Annotated in this window: 14 protein-coding genes; 6 read left to right on the plus strand and 8 right to left on the minus strand. The window is 60.0% G+C overall.

Annotation, left to right across the window (positions count from 1 at the left end):
• Window positions 1-45: 45 nt before the first annotated feature.
• The 3 genes from plsB to AACY07_RS01775 are packed head-to-tail and all read left to right on the plus strand — an operon-like array spanning window position 46 to window position 3670.
• On the plus strand, window positions 46-2556 hold the full coding sequence (plsB, locus tag AACY07_RS01765; RefSeq protein WP_326397441.1) for a glycerol-3-phosphate 1-O-acyltransferase PlsB: 2511 nt from the start codon (window positions 46-48) through the stop codon (window positions 2554-2556).
• A gap of 11 nt (window positions 2557-2567) precedes the next feature.
• Window positions 2568-2966, plus strand: coding sequence for a YbaY family lipoprotein (locus AACY07_RS01770; RefSeq protein ID WP_339473233.1), 399 nt, complete (start codon window positions 2568-2570; stop codon window positions 2964-2966).
• Window positions 2967-2980: 14 nt separating this feature from the next.
• Window positions 2981-3670, plus strand: a complete 690-nt coding sequence (locus AACY07_RS01775) for a DUF4197 domain-containing protein (protein WP_339473234.1) — start codon at window positions 2981-2983, stop codon at window positions 3668-3670.
• A gap of 110 nt (window positions 3671-3780) precedes the next feature.
• Here AACY07_RS01775 and AACY07_RS01780 read toward each other — a convergent pair whose 3' ends face one another.
• Both AACY07_RS01780 and AACY07_RS01785 read right to left on the minus strand, forming a co-directional pair.
• Window positions 3781-6855 (minus strand): efflux RND transporter permease subunit, encoded by a 3075-nt coding sequence (locus tag AACY07_RS01780; protein WP_339473235.1) that lies wholly within the window; start codon window positions 6853-6855, stop codon window positions 3781-3783.
• A 5-nt stretch (window positions 6856-6860) separates the two neighbouring features.
• Window positions 6861-7961: an efflux RND transporter periplasmic adaptor subunit gene (locus AACY07_RS01785; RefSeq protein ID WP_339473236.1), complete on the minus strand. Its 1101-nt coding sequence runs from the start codon at window positions 7959-7961 to the stop codon at window positions 6861-6863.
• An 89-nt stretch (window positions 7962-8050) separates the two neighbouring features.
• On the opposite strand from AACY07_RS01785, the gene AACY07_RS01790 reads away from it, so the two are divergent.
• Complete coding sequence (locus AACY07_RS01790; protein WP_133077747.1) at window positions 8051-8689, plus strand: TetR/AcrR family transcriptional regulator; 639 nt, start codon at window positions 8051-8053, stop codon at window positions 8687-8689.
• Window positions 8690-8797: 108 nt separating this feature from the next.
• Here the strand turns inward: AACY07_RS01790 and AACY07_RS01795 are convergent, their stop codons facing one another.
• Window positions 8798-9580, minus strand: a complete 783-nt coding sequence (locus AACY07_RS01795) for a class I SAM-dependent methyltransferase (RefSeq protein WP_219261638.1) — start codon at window positions 9578-9580, stop codon at window positions 8798-8800.
• Window positions 9581-9673: 93 nt separating this feature from the next.
• Here AACY07_RS01795 and AACY07_RS01800 point away from each other — a divergent pair, with 93 nt between their 5' ends.
• Window positions 9674-10294, plus strand: a complete 621-nt coding sequence (locus AACY07_RS01800) for an energy transducer TonB (RefSeq protein WP_339473237.1) — start codon at window positions 9674-9676, stop codon at window positions 10292-10294.
• Here AACY07_RS01800 and AACY07_RS01805 read toward each other — a convergent pair.
• The 5 genes from AACY07_RS01805 to ppc form a co-directional block, all read right to left on the minus strand.
• Window positions 10291-11160, minus strand: coding sequence for a DUF72 domain-containing protein (locus AACY07_RS01805; RefSeq protein ID WP_339473239.1), 870 nt, complete (start codon window positions 11158-11160; stop codon window positions 10291-10293). The genes AACY07_RS01800 and AACY07_RS01805 overlap by 4 nt on opposite strands.
• Before the next feature lie 3 nt (window positions 11161-11163).
• Window positions 11164-11460 (minus strand): hypothetical protein, encoded by a 297-nt coding sequence (locus tag AACY07_RS01810; RefSeq protein WP_019822138.1) that lies wholly within the window; start codon window positions 11458-11460, stop codon window positions 11164-11166.
• 131 nt (window positions 11461-11591) lie between these two features.
• The gene (tsaB, locus tag AACY07_RS01815) at window positions 11592-12269 is read right to left on the minus strand and encodes a tRNA (adenosine(37)-N6)-threonylcarbamoyltransferase complex dimerization subunit type 1 TsaB (RefSeq protein ID WP_339473241.1); all 678 of its coding nucleotides are present in this window, start codon (window positions 12267-12269) and stop codon (window positions 11592-11594) included.
• A 95-nt stretch (window positions 12270-12364) separates the two neighbouring features.
• Window positions 12365-13012 (minus strand): adenylate kinase, encoded by a 648-nt coding sequence (gene adk, locus AACY07_RS01820; RefSeq protein ID WP_095001284.1) that lies wholly within the window; start codon window positions 13010-13012, stop codon window positions 12365-12367.
• A 286-nt stretch (window positions 13013-13298) separates the two neighbouring features.
• Entirely contained in the window at window positions 13299-15929 is a 2631-nt protein-coding gene (gene ppc / locus AACY07_RS01825; protein ID WP_339473243.1) for a phosphoenolpyruvate carboxylase, read from the minus strand.
• Window positions 15930-16199: 270 nt separating this feature from the next.
• On the opposite strand from ppc, the gene AACY07_RS01830 reads away from it, so the two are divergent.
• The gene (locus AACY07_RS01830) at window positions 16200-16613 is read left to right on the plus strand and encodes a DUF4398 domain-containing protein (protein ID WP_019822131.1); all 414 of its coding nucleotides are present in this window, start codon (window positions 16200-16202) and stop codon (window positions 16611-16613) included.
• The last annotated feature ends 31 nt before the right edge of the window (window positions 16614-16644 follow it).

Below are 16644 nucleotides of genomic sequence, written 5' to 3' on the forward strand. Positions count from 1 at the left end.
CCCGGCCGAGTAAACGCTCGTTTTATCCACTAACGCAGAAGCCGTATGACCCCCTCCCCATTCCGCCGCCTTGTATTTGGCGCCCTGCGTCGCTTGCTGTACCTGTGGGTGCGCTCGGAGACCATTAATCAGTCTTCCCTGACCCTGAACCTGGATCGCAGCCGACCCGTGTTCTACGTACTGCAATCGCCCTCGCTGACCGAACTGGCCGTGATCGATACCGAGTGTTCCAAGGCCGGCTTGCCGCGCCCGGTATTGCCGGTTGCAGTGGGAGAGATGATCGAGCCTGCCGCCTTTTTCTACCTGACCCCCGAGCCCGACTGGCTGGGGCGACAGGACAAGCGCGGAGCACCGCCAACCTTGACCCGCCTGGTCGACGGCCTGACCCAAAACCCGGGCGAGGATGCGCAAATCATTCCGGTCAGCGTGTTTTGGGGGCAGTCACCCGACAGCGAGTCCAGCCCCTGGAAACTGCTGTTTGCCGACAGCTGGGCCGTCACCGGGCGCCTGCGCCGCTTGCTGCGCATCCTGATCCTGGGTCGCAAAACCCGCGTGCAATTCTCGGCCCCCATTCACTTGCGCGAACTGGTCGACCTCAACAAGGGGCATGAACGCACCGTGCGCATGGCCCAACGTATTTTGCGCGTGCACTTTCGCAACCTGAAAACCGCCACCATCGGCCCGGACCTGTCCCACCGTCGCAACCTGGTCAAGGGGCTGGTCAATGAACCCGCCGTGCGCCAGGCCATCCTTGACGAAGCCGAGCGCGAAAACATCTCGCCGGACAAAGCCCGTGCCCAGGCACTGCGCTACGCCAATGAAATCGCCTCGGACTACACCTACACCGCGATCCGTTTTTTTGAAGTGCTCCTGAGCTGGTTCTGGAACAAGATTTACGACGGGGTCAAGGTCAACCATATCGAGAGCGTGCAGAAGGTTGCCCAGGGTCACGAGATCATTTACGTGCCGTGCCATCGCAGCCATATCGACTACCTGCTGCTGTCCTACCTGCTGTTTCGCAACGGCCTGACTCCGCCGCACATTGCCGCCGGGATCAACCTCAACATGCCGGTGCTGGGCCGCCTGCTGCGCCGTGGCGGGGCTTTTTTCATGCGCCGCACGTTCAAGGGCAACCCGCTGTACACCTCAGTGTTCAACGAGTACATGCATACCCTGTTCACCAAGGGCTTCCCGGTGGAGTACTTCGTCGAGGGCGGCCGCTCGCGCACGGGGCGCATGCTGCAACCGAAAACCGGGATGCTGGCCATTACCGTGCGCAGTTTCTTGCGTTCTTCCCGTACGCCGATCGTGTTTGTCCCGGTCTATATCGGTTACGAGCGTGTGCTCGAAGGCCGCACCTACCTGGGCGAACTGCGCGGCGCCAGCAAGAAGAAAGAGTCGATTTTCGACATTTTCAAAGTGATCGGCGCCCTCAAGAAACAGAAGTTCGGTCAGGTCGCGGTCAACTTTGGTGAACCGATCAAACTCGCCGAGTTCCTTGAACAGGAGCAGCCGGGCTGGCGCCAGCAGGAGCTTGCGCCCCTGTATCGTCCTGACTGGCTGAGCCCGACCACCAATCGCCTGGGCGAAAAGGTTGCCCAGCATCTGAATGAAGCGGCAGCCATCAACCCGGTGAACCTGGTGGCACTGGCCCTGCTTTCAACCACCCGGCTGGCACTGGACGAACAGGCCATGGCCCGGGTGCTGGATCTGTATCTGGCCCTGCTGCGCCGTGTCCCCTACTCGCCCTACACCACCTTGCCCGAAGGCGATGGCAAGGCGCTGATCAACCATGTAAAGGACATGAACCTGCTGGCCGAGCAAAGCGATGCGCTGGGCAAGATCCTCTATCTGGATGAGCAGAACGCGGTGCTGATGACGTACTACCGCAACAACGTGCTGCATATTTTTGCCTTGCCGTCGTTGCTGGCCAGCTTTTTCCAAAGCGCCTCGCGCATGAGCCGCGAACAGATCCTGCGCTACACCCACGCGCTCTATCCCTACCTGCAATCAGAGCTGTTTATTCGCTGGTCAGCAGAGGAACTGGACGCCGTGGTCGACCAGTGGCTGGAGTCCTTTGTCGAGCAAGGTTTGTTGCGCTTTGAGAACGGCGTGTACCTGCGCCCGGCGCCGAGTTCGCGACACTTTGTATTGCTGACGCTGTTGTCCAGGAGCATTGCGCAAACCCTGCAACGCTTCTACATGGCCATTTCCCTGCTGCTCAACAGCGGGCAAAACACCCTGAGCGCCGAAGAACTGGAAGACCTGTGCACCATGATGGCCCAACGCCTGTCGATTTTGCATGGGCTCAACGCTCCTGAGTTCTTCGACAAGAGCCTGTTCCGCCACTTTATCCAGACATTGCTTGAAGAAGACGTGCTGCGCCGCGATGCCAACGGCAAGTTGAGCTATCACGAACTGCTTGGCGAACTGGCCGAAGGTGCTGCCAAGCGTGTGTTGCCTGCCGAAATCCGCCTGTCGATTCGCCAGGTTGCGTTGCACCGCAGTGAAGACACCCACGAGCAGCCACCGCTCTCGCTCGAAAAAACATCTTGAAGGAGAAACCCATGAAAAAAGTACTTTTACTCAGCCTCACCGCCCTGCTTGGAGCCTGTAGCTCTATGACCTCGACCCCTCAAGCGTCCCTCGATGGCGAAGTGTTCTACCTGCAGCGTATTGCCCTGCCGCCTACAGCTACACTGGAAGTTAGCTTGCAGGATGTATCGCTGGCCGACGCTCCAGCGGTGACACTCGCCAAGCAAAGTGGCCCAATCAAGGACCAGGTACCCCTGCCATTTCACTTGACCTATGACCCGGCGCAGATCAAACCCGGCCATACCTACGCGGTGAGTGCGCGGATCGAAGAGAACGGCCAGTTGCTGTTTATCAGCACAGAGCGCAACAGCGTCGATCTGACTGCAAAAACCCAGCAACCTGTCCGCCTGCGTGTCGATCAGGTTCGCTAATCAAGGAGTTTGCCATGCTGCGACCTTCCATACGCTTTGCGGGCCTGTGCGCAGGCCTGTTGATTTCGGCCAATGCCCTGGCGTTATCGCTGAGTGATCTGTCGCAAGGCGACGCCACGGGCGGCCTCAAAGATGCCCTGACCCAAGGTGCGCAAGTTGCGGTCAAGCAACTGGGCACCCCTGGGGGCTTCAGCAATAACCCCGAAGTCAAGATCGAGCTGCCGGGCAACCTTGGCAAAGTCGCGAAAAAGATGAAGCAATTCGGCATGGGCGATCAGGTCGATCAACTCGAAACCAGCATGAACAAAGCCGCAGAAGCGGCCGTGCCACAGGCGCAAGCCCTGCTGGTCGATGCGGTGAAGAAAATGACCGTGGCGGATGCCAAGGGCATCCTCAGCGGCGGCCAGGATTCGGCGACCCAATACCTGAGCAAAAGTAGCCGGGATCAGATCCGCGCCAAGTTCCTGCCTATCGTCAAGGCCGCCACGGACAAGGTCGGTCTGGCCCAGCAGTACAACTCATTTGCAGGGCAAGCCGCAACGCTGGGTGTGGTGGACGCCAAAAGCGCCAACATCGAAAGCTACGTGACCGAAAAGGCCCTGGACGGGTTGTTCGAAATGATCGGCAAACAGGAAGAAACCATTCGCCAGAACCCGGCAGCGGCTGCTACCAGTTTGGCGAAAAAAGTCTTCGGAACGCTGTAACCCTTGCGAAGGCGGGCTTGCCCGCCTCCACAACAATGGGTGCCCAGGCCCGGATGATGTGAGCCACACAAACCCTGTGGGAGCCGGGCTTGCCCGCTCCCACAGGGGCTTCAAGCCTCTGCTGGCTTCTTGACCTTGAACCACGCCGCATACAGCGCCGGCAAGAACAGCAAGGTCAGTGCAGTCGCCACAATCAGCCCACCCATGATAGCAACCGCCATCGGGCCGAAGAACACACTGCGTGACAGTGGAATCATCGCCAGTACCGCCGCCAGTGCGGTCAGCACGATAGGGCGGAAACGCCGTACCGTCGCTTCAATGATCGCCCGCCACGGGTCCAGCCCCGCCGCCTTGTCCTGTTCGATCTGATCCACCAGGATCACCGAGTTGCGCATGATCATCCCCGACAACGCAATGGTGCCCAGCATCGCCACAAAGCCGAACGGCTTGCCGAACAACAGCAGAAACAGCGTGACCCCGATCAGCCCCAGCGGCGCCGTCAGGAACACCATCACCATGCGCGAGAAACTGCGCAGCTGCACCATCAACAGAGTCAGCACCACCACGATAAACAACGGCACACCGGCCTTCACCGAGTCCTGGCCACGGGTGGAGTCTTCGACCGTACCGCCCACGTCCAGCAGATAACCATCCGGCAGCTCGGCGCGAACGCCCTCAAGGGTCGGCAGGATCTGCTGCACCAGTGTCGCCGGTTGCTCCTTGCCGTAGATATCCGCACGCACGGTCACGTTCGGCAGGCGGTTACGGTGCCAGATGATGCCCTCTTCAAAGCCATATTCCAGCGTCGCGACTTGCGACAGGGCAACGCTCTGGCCATTGTCGGTCGGTACCGCCAGGCTAGGCAGCAACGCCAGCTCGGTGCGTTCCTGAGGCGTGCCGCGCAACAGGATCTCGATCAACTCGTTGTCTTCGCGGTACTGGCTGACGGTGGAGCCCAGCAACGTGCTTTGCAAAAAGCGCGACAGGTTGGCCGTGCTCACACCCAGGGCCCGTGCACGGTCCTGATCAATGTTGAGATACACCACCTTGCTCGGTTCTTCCCAGTCCAGGTGCACGTTCACCACATGGGGGTTGTCGCGAACCTTGGCCGCCACCTTGCGCGCCAGTGCCCGTACCTCTTCGATGTGTTCACCCGTCACCCGGAACTGCACCGGATAGCCCACAGGCGGACCGTTTTCCAGACGCGTGACCCGCGAGCGTACGGTCGGGAATTGTTCGTTAAGGGTGTCAATCAACCAGGTGCGCAGGTCTTCCCTGTCCTCAATGGTCTTGGCCAGTACCACAAACTGGGCAAAGCTGGCCGCTGGCAACTGCTGATCCAGTGGCAGGTAATAGCGTGGCGAGCCGGTCCCGGCATACGCCACGTAATTGGCAATACCCGGATGGTCCTTGAGCAGTGCTTCGAGTTGCTTGACCTGATCGGTGGTATTGCTCAACGAAGCGCCTTCGGCCAGTTTCAAGTCGACCATCAACTCCAGTCGGCTGGACGCGGGAAAGAACTGCTGCGGAACAAACTTGAAGAGCACGACCGACCCCAGGAACAGCAGCACCGTCAATGCAATCACGGTCTTGCGCCGGGTGACGCACCACTCCACCAACCGTCGGACCCGCTGGTAAAACGGTGTGGCGTAAGGGTCGGGAGCACCTGCGCCCGAACCGTGTTTGGCGGCATGAATTTTCGCCAGGTCCGGCAACAACAGCGCCCCCAGATACGGCACAAACACCACCGCCGCAATCCACGACGCCAACAGGGCAATGGTCACCACCTGGAAAATCGAGCGGGTGTACTCACCCGTGCTCGACTGCGCCATGGCAATCGGCAAAAAACCTGCTGCCGTGATCAGCGTACCGGTGAGCATGGGGAACGCGGTGCTGGTCCAGGCGAAGCTCGCCGCCTTCATCCGGTCGTAGCCCTGCTCCATCTTGATCGCCATCATTTCCACGGCGATGATCGCGTCGTCCACCAACAAGCCCAGGGCCAGCACCAGCGCGCCCAGTGAAATCTTGTGCAGGCCGATCCCGAAGTAATGCATGGCGGCAAACGTCATTGCCAGCACCAGCGGGATGGTCAGTGCCACCACCATGCCGGTGCGCGCACCCAGGGAGAAGAAGCTGACCAGCAGCACGATCACCAGGGCTTCCACCAACACTTGAACGAACTCGCCGACACTGGTTTTCACGGCCGCTGGCTGATCAGAAACCTTGCCCAATTGCATCCCGGCCGGAAGGTTTTTCTGGATCCGTTCGAACTCGGTATCCAGCGCCTTGCCCAGCACCAGGATATCGCCACCGTCTTTCATGGCCACGGCCAGACCAATCGCATCCTGGCCCATAAAGCGCATACGCGGTGCCGGTGGATCATTAAAGCCGCGACGCACATCCGCCACGTCGCTGATGCGAAAGGTGCGCTCGCCCACGCGGATCGGGAAACGTTCGATCTCCTCTACCGTCTTGAAATTACCGCTGACGCGCAGTTGCACCCGTTCTGTCGGTGTTTCAAAGAAGCCCGCAGTCGACACCGCGTTTTGCTCCTCAAGGGCTTTTTGCACCGCGGCCAGCGGCAAGCCCAGGGTGGCCAGTTTGAGGTTGGACAGCTCGATCCAGATTTTTTCGTCCTGCAGCCCCAGCAATTCGACCTTGCCTACATCCTTGACCCGTTGCAGCTGGATCTGAATGCGGTCGGCGTAGTCTTTGAGCACCGCGTAGTCGTAACCTTCACCGCTCAAGCTGTAGATATTGCCGAAGGTCGTACCGAATTCATCGTTGAAAAACGGCCCCTGCACATCGGGCGGCAAGGTGTGGCGAATGTCACTGATCTTTTTGCGAACCTGATACCACAGCTCCGGAATCTGATTCGAGTGCATCGAATCGCGGGCCATAAAGGTCACTTGCGACTCGCCAGGGCGCGAGAACGAAACAATGCGCTCGTACTCACCGGTCTCCATCAGCTTTTTTTCAATACGTTCGGTGACCTGCCGAGAGACTTCCTCAGCCGTAGCACCCGGCCACAGGGTGCGAATGACCATGGCCTTGAAGGTGAACGGTGGGTCTTCGCTTTGCCCTAATTTGGTGTACGAAAGCCCGCCGACAATAGCCAGCAACAGCATCAGGAACAGGACGATCTGGCGATTGCGCAACGCCCAGGCAGAAAGGTTAAAGCCCATGGGGGTTACTCCTTCGCCGAAACATTGATTGCCCGGTTGGAGCGATCAATCGGCCGCACCTCTTGGCCGGGATGCAGCACATGCACGCCGGCAGCGACGATCCAGTCATCGGCCTTGAGGCCTTCGAGAACCGGCACGCTTTTTTCGCCAAAAGGCCCCACACGCACCGGCACTTGCTCAAGCTTGTTGCCTTGGCCGACTCGCCACACGTAGGCCGCGCCGTTCTCGGCGGTCAAGGCTGACAGCGGCACCGACAGCGAACTGTCGCCTTCGCCCTGAATGAAAACCCGGGCACTTTGGCCCAGTTCGGCAGGCACCTTGCCAGAGGTGAACGTGATACGGGCAGCAAAGGTACGTGACTTTGGATCTGCCGATGGCGACAGCTCGCGGATACGTCCGCTGAAACGCTGGCCGGGCTGCGACCACAACTCAACTGCCACCGGCATACCGATCTTGAAGCGGCCGAAATCCTGCTCCGGCAGGCTGATCAGCACTTCACGCTCACCATCGGCTGCCAGGGTGAACACGGTTTGCCCGGCATTGACCACTTGCCCGACTTCAACCTGGCGCTGGGCGATCACGCCATCTTGTGGGGCGCGCAACACGGCATAGCTGGCCTGATTGCTGGCCACATCCTGCTCAGCCTTGAGCTGCTGGAGCTTGGCCACGCCAGAGCGGTAGAGGTTTTCGGCGTTGTCGAACTGTGAGCGGCTGACCATCTGCCGATCCAGCAGGGTCTTGTAGCGATCGCGTTCAGCGCGCACCAGGTTCAGATTGGCCTGCCCTGCCGCCACTTGAGCACGGGTAGCGTCCAGTTGCAGGCGCACGTCTTGCGGGTCCAGCTCTGCCAGGGGCTGATTGGCCTTGACCCGCTCACCTTCATCGACCAGGCGCCTGGTGACTTTGCCTGCGATACGAAACGCCAGTTGCGGGTCGAAACGCGCGCGCACTTCGCCGGGATAGCTCTGACTTGCCAGCGCTGAAGGCTGCGGATGCACCACCATCGCCGGGCTGATGCTGATTTTTGCAGGCTCTTGCTGCCCGCATCCAGACAATAAAAACACCAGACAGACAGGCACAGCGCGGGACAAGGCATGGCGCAACATGTTGACGACCTTTCGCTAAAGGGGCTTGGAATATTTATACTGGCAGCATGTTATTAATACTAAACTCACCAGTCCAGTAATAAACGGAAATGTCTGACCATCCTTTACCCCCTAACGCTCTCGGCCGCCCCAAGGACCTGGCAAAACGCCAGTCCATCCTCGACGCCGCCAAAACCCTGTTTTTGACCAAGGGCTATGCCAACACCAGCATGGATGCCGTTGCGGGCCTGGCGGGCGTGTCAAAACTGACGGTCTACAGCCACTTCACCGACAAGGAGACCCTGTTTTCTTCGGCGATCATGTCCAAATGCACAGAGCAGCTACCGGTACTGTTTTTTGAGCTGCCGGCCGGCAAGCCCATTGAAGGGGTGTTGCTGAACATTGCCCGAGGCTTTCAAGTCCTGATCAACAGTGAAGAATCACTGAACCTGCACCGGTTGATGGTCACCCTCGGCAGCCAGGATCCAAAGCTTTCGCAGATCTTCCTTGAGGCCGGACCGGAGCGCGTGGTGCACGAGATGGAGGGGTTGCTGCGCAAGATGGATCAGAGCGGCGCGCTGCGGATCGACGACCCGCATTACGCGGCAGAACACTTCTTCTGCATGCTCAAGGGCGCCCCCAACTTTCGCTTGCTGTTTGGCGGCGGCGAACCGCTGGGGCCGCAGGAAAGCGAAGCTCATGTGCAGGAAGTGGTGGGGATGTTCATGCGGGCTTATCGACCAGAGTGAAACACCCCACCATCACCCTGTGGGAGCGGGCTTGCTCGCGATAGCATCGGCGCGGTTGTTCAGATACACCGCGCCGACTGCATCGCGAGCAAGCCCGCTCTCACATGTTCAGGGCTTGAGAGCTTTCTTCGGATAGATATCGTACCGGCTCGACTTGCCATCCAGCGCATGGCTTGGCTTGGGCCCCGCAATGCACGGTGCCTTGCGGGGCCGCTTGACCACCACACGGTGAGTCGCCAGCGCCAACGCAGCTTCAAGCAGGGCCGGAGCATCATTGTCATCGCCCACTAACGGGCGAAACAGGCGCATTTCTTTTTTCACCAGCGCGGTTTTCTCACGATGGGGGAACATGGGGTCCAGGTAGATCACCTGCGGTGGCTCCCCCTCCCAATTGCGCATCACTTCAATCGAGTTGCCTTTGAGCAAGTGCATGCGCGACACGATTGGCGCCACTTCAAAGTCATCCAGGCCACGGGCCAGCCCGTCCTCAAGCAAGGCACCGATCAGCGGCTGGCGCTCGATCAGGCTCATCTCACAGCCCAGGCTTGCCAGCACGAACGCGTCCTTGCCCAAGCCCGCCGTGGCATCCAGCACCCGTGGGCGCACGCCTTGCTGAATACCCACCGCCTTGGCAATCATCTGCCCCGTACCGCCGCCAAACAAACGACGATGGGCCGCGCCGCCTTCGACAAAGTCGACCCGCACCGGACCTGGTGCATCCGGCCCCAGTTGCTGCAACTGCAAACCCTGGGCGCTCAACTGCAAGGCGAACTCCGCGTCAGGCTCATCCAGAGGCAAACCCAGGCGCTCAGCCCATTGCTCGGCCAAGGCCTGAAAGGCCTCGTCCAGCGCTTCGACTTTGATACGACAGCCCGCTGCTTGCTCAATCATCTAAAAACACGCTCAAAAATTTAATGATCGGCAAAGGCTGCCGATAAATGAAATATCCGCCATTTTGCCAGAGCTGGGCGTCGACCGAGAGCTATGTCAGACATTCATTGCGCACCTATCGGCTTTATTGCGCCAATTGGCGACTTTGGCCGCCACAATTCGCAGATCACAGGCAGCGTCAATCACCTGTGGAAGGACTTCTACGCCCAGGCGTTGGCAGAACAGTCCGGTAGCGATGCGTTGGCGGCCATGGATGCCGAGCTGCCAGTCAGTACTGAAAACGCCGAACCCCGTGGTGGCACCCACCTGTTGGGCACTATCGTGATCCAGCGCCACTGCGAGGTTCAGGACACCGAACTGAGCCCGCCTGAAGCCCTGTTCTTGCCCATTGCCGAATTCGAACTGGACCTGCTGCCGCCACCCGCCGTGCCCTACCCGCCTGAAGACATTGTCGAGCAACAGCACCAGCAAGATTTCAACAACACATGGGTGCGCCCGATCGTCATGGCCCAGGGTCATCCGCTGCCCGATCCAGGCCCGGGGCCTGAGCCACGACCTTTGCATCTGCCCATAGCCGAGTTTGAACAGGACTTGCTGCCACCCCCCGCCGAGCCATTCGACGCCATTACGCTGATAGAGCAACAACGGGCGATGGACTTCGACCTGGGCTGGGCCCGCCCGATTGTCATCAACAACCTGCGCCTGGCCGCTTAAAGCAGGCCCAGTTGCTCGCGAGCCTGGGGTTGATGCAACTCGGGCAGTGGGGGCAGGCCCGGTAAGCGCTCACTCAATTGGCAATGAAAACGCCGCGCCAGCTCAGGAGCGCGGTGATTGTCCGGCGTGTGCAAAAACACGTAGGGCGTACGCCCCTCCTCGATCCAGCCCGCGACTTTTTCAATCCAGGGCAACAAATAAGGATCGTTGGCCTCCAGCTCCGGGCGGCCAATAAATCGCACCTGCGGACATTGGGTAAAGGCCGCCGGGCGAGGCGGTACTTTGGGCTTTTTCGATTGAGCGTGGAGCACGGCAGGATCGGTCGAGTGGCAACTGAACAGTGCCCGGGGATCAAGGCAGATACGCTCGACACCGCGATCCATCAGCAAGCGGTTGAGCAGCCTCTCGGCATCGCCCCTGGCAAAGAACTCCGGATGACGAACCTCGACGGCCAGCGGGCGCTGCAAGGTGTCCATGAAGCTCACCAGCTCGCTCAAGCGCTGAGGCCCGAAACTGGCTGGCAGTTGCAGCCAAAACGGCGCTACCCGCCCTCCCAGGGGCCCCATGAGTTGCAAGAAGTCTTCGGCGGCCTGCAACTGCTCACGCAAATCGCCGCCGTGGCTGATATCCCGTGGGAACTTGGCGGTGAACCTGAAGTGCTCAGGCAGGCTTTGCGCCCAGCGTTCAACCGTGGCCGGTGCCGGGCGGGCATAGAACGTGGTGTTGCCTTCGACGGCATTGAAGACCTGCGCATACAGGCTCAGGAAATCAGTTGTGCGCGCGTTCTGCGGGTACAGGCCTTCGCGCCAGGCGTTTTCACTCCAGGACGGACAACCGAGGTAATAAGGGAGGGACGTGAGGGTCATGGCTCAAATATACAGATCCAGCCCCAGCACTTCTGTTTCCCAATCGACGAAGCCTGCGGTGGTCAGGTAGCTGGCAAGGGCACTGGCTGCGCTTTTGCTCATGGCACGCTGGAAGATCATGTCCTGGGAGCGGACCGGCAACTGGCTGATGCGCTCACCGGAAGGTGGGGTACGGGCAGCCTGGGGGGTGTTTTCGAACGAGGCTTCATTGTCGTCAACCGACTCATCGACCAGCGGCTGACCTTTACGCGGCTTGCGCTTGATCGGGTAGGACTGGGAAGAAAAGCCGTCAATGCGCATGGCAACAAGCTCGTTAGCGGTAATGTCTTGGCATGAAGATTAGCAGTGTGGGAGCGGGCTTGCTCGCGATGCAGGTTGTGCCAACGCGTTGATGCTATCGCGAGCAAGCCCGCTCCCACAGTGGCTGGGTGTTAACGCTCTGCTTTTGGGGTTGCCACCTTGTCGCGCAAGTACACCGGCTGTGCATCATCGGCCCGGATGGCCTCGCCACGGGCCCAGGCAAATCGGGCCAGGGTCAGCAGGTCTTCGGCGTGAGGCAACATGCCTGCGTCCATTGCGTACGGCTTGACGTTCAAGCGCTCGGCATACCCCCAACCAGTCCCGGCGCCAAACCAGTCACCGCTGGCGCCATCCGGCAAGGCAGCTGTTTCCGGTGCGAGCACGGCTTCAGCGCCTTGCAGACGCATCTCCCCCGCCTGCTCGCGATAGCAACCCCAATACACTTCGTCCATTCGCGCATCGATGGCCGACACCACCTGGGTCGCGCCGTGCTCGCGATGGGCTCGCTGGGCCAGTACCGCCAGATTGGAGATCGGCAACACCGGGCGCTCCAGCGCAAAGGCCAGCCCCTGGACCACGCCAATGGCAATACGCACACCGGTAAAGGCGCCAGGGCCGCGGCCAAAAGCAATGGCATCGACCGCCGACAACTCGATCCCGGCCGCAGCCAGCAAGTCTTTGATCATCGGCAACAGCTTTTGCGCGTGCAGGCGCGGGATCACCTCGTAGTGGCTAGTAACCTTGCCATCGTGCAACAAGGCAACTGAGCAAGCTTCAGTCGCGGTATCCAGGGCCAGCAAGGTGCTCATCGGTGTTCCCGTCAGAATCAGAATTGAAAAAAGTGCAGCAGTATAAACAACAACAGCCCGCAAGCGGGCTGTTGTGATGACGCAAAATCGACTTATCAGCTCAGCGCTTCAAGCACCTTGGCCGTGATCGATTCTACCGAGCCAACACCTTCAACGTGGCTGTACTTGGGCTTGCCCTGGGCAGCAGCCAGCTTCTGGTAGAAGTCCACCAGCGGCTTGGTTTGCGAGTGGTAGACCGACAGGCGGTGACGAACGGTTTCTTCGGTGTCGTCCTTGCGCTGTACCAGGTCTTCGCCGGTCACATCGTCCTTGCCTTCCACTTTTGGCGGGTTGTAGACGGTGTGGTAAACGCGGCCCGAAGCTTCGTGTACACGACGGCCGGCAATACGCTGAACGATCTCTTCGTCTTCAACGGCGATTTCCAGCACGTGGTCCAGCTCCACACCGGCTTTTACCAGGGCTTCAGCTTGCGGAATGGTGCGCGGGAAACCGTCGAACAGGAAACCGTTGACGCAGTCTGGCTGAGCAATGCGCTCTTTCACCAGGTTGATGATCAGGTCATCAGATACCAGACCACCGCTGTCCATTACGCCTTTGGCGATCAGGCCCAGCTCGGTGCCGGCTTTAACGGCTGCACGCAACATGTCGCCGGTGGAGATTTGCGGGATGCCAAATTTTTCAGTGATGAACTTTGCCTGAGTACCTTTACCGGCCCCGGGAGCTCCCAGCAGAATTACGCGCATCGATGTGCTCCTCAAATTTTTTATTTAAATGACAACAGACTCGCCTCTTTGGGCCAGTCTCAAAATCGGATTATGGCCATCAAAACGGCCAAGGGCTGATCAAGATACACAGCAGGCCCGGCCCACACAAGCCGCCCAAAGTAGGAAAAATTACAGGCAAACCGGCCTCTGCGGCCGGGTGTCACAGGTCGCAACCCCACAATAAAGTGTCGCGCCCGCACGGGGGTCGGCATCAATCCGGCCCGGCCCCCGCATGCCTTGGCGCGACATTCGCCGCTCTTTTGCTTTAACCGGTGTTACGCAAGCCTGCCGCGATCCCGGCCACAGTCACCAGCAACGCTTGTTCCAGAGGGCTGTCCTGCGCCGCTTGCTGGCGTCGCGAACGTGCCAGAAGCTCGGCCTGCAATAGATGAAGAGGATCGAGGTAAGTGTTGCGCAAGCGGATGAATTCAAGGGTCTCGGGGCTGTGTGCCATCAACTGCGCCTGACCGGTCAAGCCCAGCACCACCGAGCACGCCTGCGACAATAAGTCGCGTAAGTGCGCACCCAATGGCAGCAGTTCCGAGCTCACCAAACGCTCGTCGTAGAGCCGGGCGATATCGGCATCGGCCTTGGCCAGGACCATTTCCAGCATGTCGATGCGGGTACGGAAGAACGGCCACTGCTCGCGCATTTGTGCCAACTGCTCGCCTTCGCCCCGTGCCAGTGCTTGGCTCAATGCGGTTTCCCAACCCAGCCACGCGGGCAGCATCAGACGGGTCTGGGTCCAGCCGAAAATCCACGGGATGGCCCGCAGGCTTTCAATTCCGCCTGCCCGGCGTTTGGCCGGGCGACTTCCCAGCGGCAATCGCCCCAGTTCCTGCTCCGGCGTTGACTGGCGGAAGTACTCCACGAACTGTGGATTGTCACGCACCACCCCACGGTAGGCCTTGACCCCGTCAGCTGCCAATTCGTCCATCAGTACCCGCCAGCCAGGCTCCGGCAGGGGCGGCGGGAGCAAGGTGGCTTCCAGTACGGCCGCCAGGTAGAGATTGAGATTCTGCTCGGCAATGTCTGGCAGGCCGAACTTGAAACGGATCATTTCACCCTGCTCCGTGGTACGGAAGCGTCCCGCGACTGAGCCCGGCGGCTGCGACAGGATCGCCGCGTGAGCCGGGCCACCGCCGCGCCCCACGGTGCCGCCACGACCATGGAACAACAACAATTCAACGCCTTGCTCGCGGCAGATATTGACCAGTGACTCCTGCGCCCGGTACTGCGCCCAGGCCGCCGCGGTGGTGCCTGCATCCTTGGCTGAGTCGGAGTAACCGATCATCACTTCCTGCGGGCCCTTCAGGTGTGCGCGATAACCCGGCAACAGCAACAACCGCTCGATCACCGGTCCCGCGTTGTCCAGGTCGGCCAGGGTTTCAAACAACGGAACCACACGCATCGGGCGCTCAAGCCCGGCCTCTTTGAGCAGCAGTTGCACGGCCAGAACATCAGAGGCGGCACCGGCCATCGAGATCACATAGGACCCCAGGGAAGCCCCCGGTGCGGCTGCCACTTCGCGACAGGTCGCCAGTACTTCGGCGGTGTCGGCACCGGGTTTGAAGTAACTGGGCAACAACGGGCGGCGGTTGTTCAACTCGCGCATCAGGAAGATCAGGCGCGCATCTTCGTCCCAGTCTTCATAGCGGCCAAGGCCCAGGTAGTCGGTGATTTCGGTCATGGCCGAGGCGTGACGGGCCGCGTCCTGACGCACATCGAGGCGCACCAGAAACAGGCCAAACGTCACGGCTCGGCGAAGGAAATCGAGCAATGGGCCATCAGCGATCACGCCCATGCCGCAGGCATGCAGTGATTGATAGCAAAGCTGCAGCGGCTCCAGCAGCTCGCGATTGTCCTGCAACACATCGCTCGGTGCAGGCTGCGTGCTGTTCAGCGCGCTATGGGCCCAGCTGCGGGTCGCCCGCAGACGCTCACGCAATTGCTTGAGCACGGCGCGGTACGGCTCGGCACTCTCCCCTGCGACGGCCAGCAGTTGCGGGGTGGCCTGTTGCATCGACAGGTCAGCGGCCAGTTTATCGATGTCGCGCAGGTACAAGTCAGCGGCCATCCAGCGCGCCAGTAGCAGCACTTCGCGGGTCACGCTGGCGGTGACATTGGGGTTGCCATCGCGGTCGCCGCCCATCCAGGAAGCAAAGCGAATCGGTGCCGCCTCCAGGGGCAGGTGCAACCCGGTCGCCGCATGCAGCGCCTTGTCAGCCTTGCGCAGCATGTGCGGCACGGCGTGCCACAAGGAGTGTTCGATCACAGCAAACCCCCACTTGGCCTCATCGACAGGTGTGGGGCGGGTGCGACGGATTTCTTCGGTGTGCCAGGCTTCAGCGATCAGCCGCTGCAAGCGCTGTTCGATTTCGGATTTTTCCGCAAGGGTCAGGTCACGATGGTCCTGGGCAGACAGCTGCTCAGCGATTGCGTCGTACTTTTGAATCAGCGTGCGACGAGTCACTTCGGTGGGATGTGCGGTGAGCACCAGTTCGATGTCAAGACGGCTGACCTGCCGCGCCAGCGACTCGGGGTCATGCCCTTCGGCCAGCAGCCGTTCGAGCAATTGAGGCAGGACCAGCGCCTCGAAAGGCTCGGCCTGGCCTTCTTCACGGCGGTGGATCAGCTCGTACTGCTCGGCAATGTTCGCCAGGTTCAAAAACTGGTTGAACGCCCGCGCAACCGGCAGCACTTCATCGTCGCTCAGAGCATCCAGAATCGCACTCAACTCTTCGCCGGTAGTGCCGCGCCGGTCGGCCTTGGCCCCCTGGCGAATGCGCTCGATCTTGGCGAGAAAAGCTTCGCCGTATTGGTCACGAATCGTATTACCCAACAGCTCACCCAGCAGGTGAACATCATCGCGCAAGCGTGCATCAATATCGGTCATCAGCAGTTTCTCCAGCAGTATCCGGGGGACAGCTCGTCCCCAAGAGTGCTTTGCAACGCCTGCTTTTGACAAGTCTTGCACGGGGCAAAACGAAAATAGGCGCCTGACCAATCGGTCAAAAATCTTTTAGGCCATTTGCCATCTTTTTTTGAACTATTCAAAAAACGTTTCGGTCACAGCCATTAACCATCACCGCTGGAACTCGTGTTCCAACACTCCGGGTGACGCCACCAGTCGTGATGGAATTAGCTGTTATTAAGGAGTTTCCCAATGGAGTTGAAGACCATGATGACCCGCACTGTCAAAACCACCTCCCCTCGCCTGCGCGGGCTAAAACTGGCTGCGCTGGCAATCGGCACCAGCTTCGTTTTGGCCGGTTGTGCTGGCAATCCACCGTCAGAGCAGTACGCCGTGACCCAATCGGCCGTGAACAACGCCGTGAGCGCAGGCGCTACTGAATATGCACCGGTAGAAATGAAGTCGGCTCAGGACAAGCTCAAGCAGGCCGAGCTGGCCATGCATGACAAAAAATACGATGAAGCACGTCGTCTCTCCGAGCAAGCGGAATGGGACGCTCGCGTAGCAGAGCGCAAAGCCCAGGCCGCCAAGGCAGAGAAGGCCGTTCAGGATGCTCAGAATGCCGTTCAGCAACTGCGTCAGGAAGGCATGCGCAGCGTTCAATAAACGCTGCCCCTTTTTGACTGCACCTGGCGAC

Source organism: Pseudomonas sp. RL_5y_Pfl2_69, assembly GCF_963970465.1.
Classification (GTDB): domain Bacteria; phylum Pseudomonadota; class Gammaproteobacteria; order Pseudomonadales; family Pseudomonadaceae; genus Aquipseudomonas.

Coding starts and splice junctions, on each gene's coding strand:
- plsB (WP_326397441.1), top strand. CDS start 46: ATGACCCCCTCCCCATTCCGCCGCCTTGTATTTGGCGCCCTGCGTCGC.
- AACY07_RS01770 (WP_339473233.1), top strand. CDS start 2,568: ATGAAAAAAGTACTTTTACTCAGCCTCACCGCCCTGCTTGGAGCCTGT.
- AACY07_RS01775 (WP_339473234.1), top strand. CDS start 2,981: ATGCTGCGACCTTCCATACGCTTTGCGGGCCTGTGCGCAGGCCTGTTG.
- AACY07_RS01780 (WP_339473235.1), bottom strand. CDS start 6,855: ATGGGCTTTAACCTTTCTGCCTGGGCGTTGCGCAATCGCCAGATCGTC.
- AACY07_RS01785 (WP_339473236.1), bottom strand. CDS start 7,961: ATGTTGCGCCATGCCTTGTCCCGCGCTGTGCCTGTCTGTCTGGTGTTT.
- AACY07_RS01790 (WP_133077747.1), top strand. CDS start 8,051: ATGTCTGACCATCCTTTACCCCCTAACGCTCTCGGCCGCCCCAAGGAC.
- AACY07_RS01795 (WP_219261638.1), bottom strand. CDS start 9,580: ATGATTGAGCAAGCAGCGGGCTGTCGTATCAAAGTCGAAGCGCTGGAC.
- AACY07_RS01800 (WP_339473237.1), top strand. CDS start 9,674: ATGTCAGACATTCATTGCGCACCTATCGGCTTTATTGCGCCAATTGGC.
- AACY07_RS01805 (WP_339473239.1), bottom strand. CDS start 11,160: ATGACCCTCACGTCCCTCCCTTATTACCTCGGTTGTCCGTCCTGGAGT.
- AACY07_RS01810 (WP_019822138.1), bottom strand. CDS start 11,460: ATGCGCATTGACGGCTTTTCTTCCCAGTCCTACCCGATCAAGCGCAAG.
- tsaB (WP_339473241.1), bottom strand. CDS start 12,269: ATGAGCACCTTGCTGGCCCTGGATACCGCGACTGAAGCTTGCTCAGTT.
- adk (WP_095001284.1), bottom strand. CDS start 13,012: ATGCGCGTAATTCTGCTGGGAGCTCCCGGGGCCGGTAAAGGTACTCAG.
- ppc (WP_339473243.1), bottom strand. CDS start 15,929: ATGACCGATATTGATGCACGCTTGCGCGATGATGTTCACCTGCTGGGT.
- AACY07_RS01830 (WP_019822131.1), top strand. CDS start 16,200: ATGGAGTTGAAGACCATGATGACCCGCACTGTCAAAACCACCTCCCCT.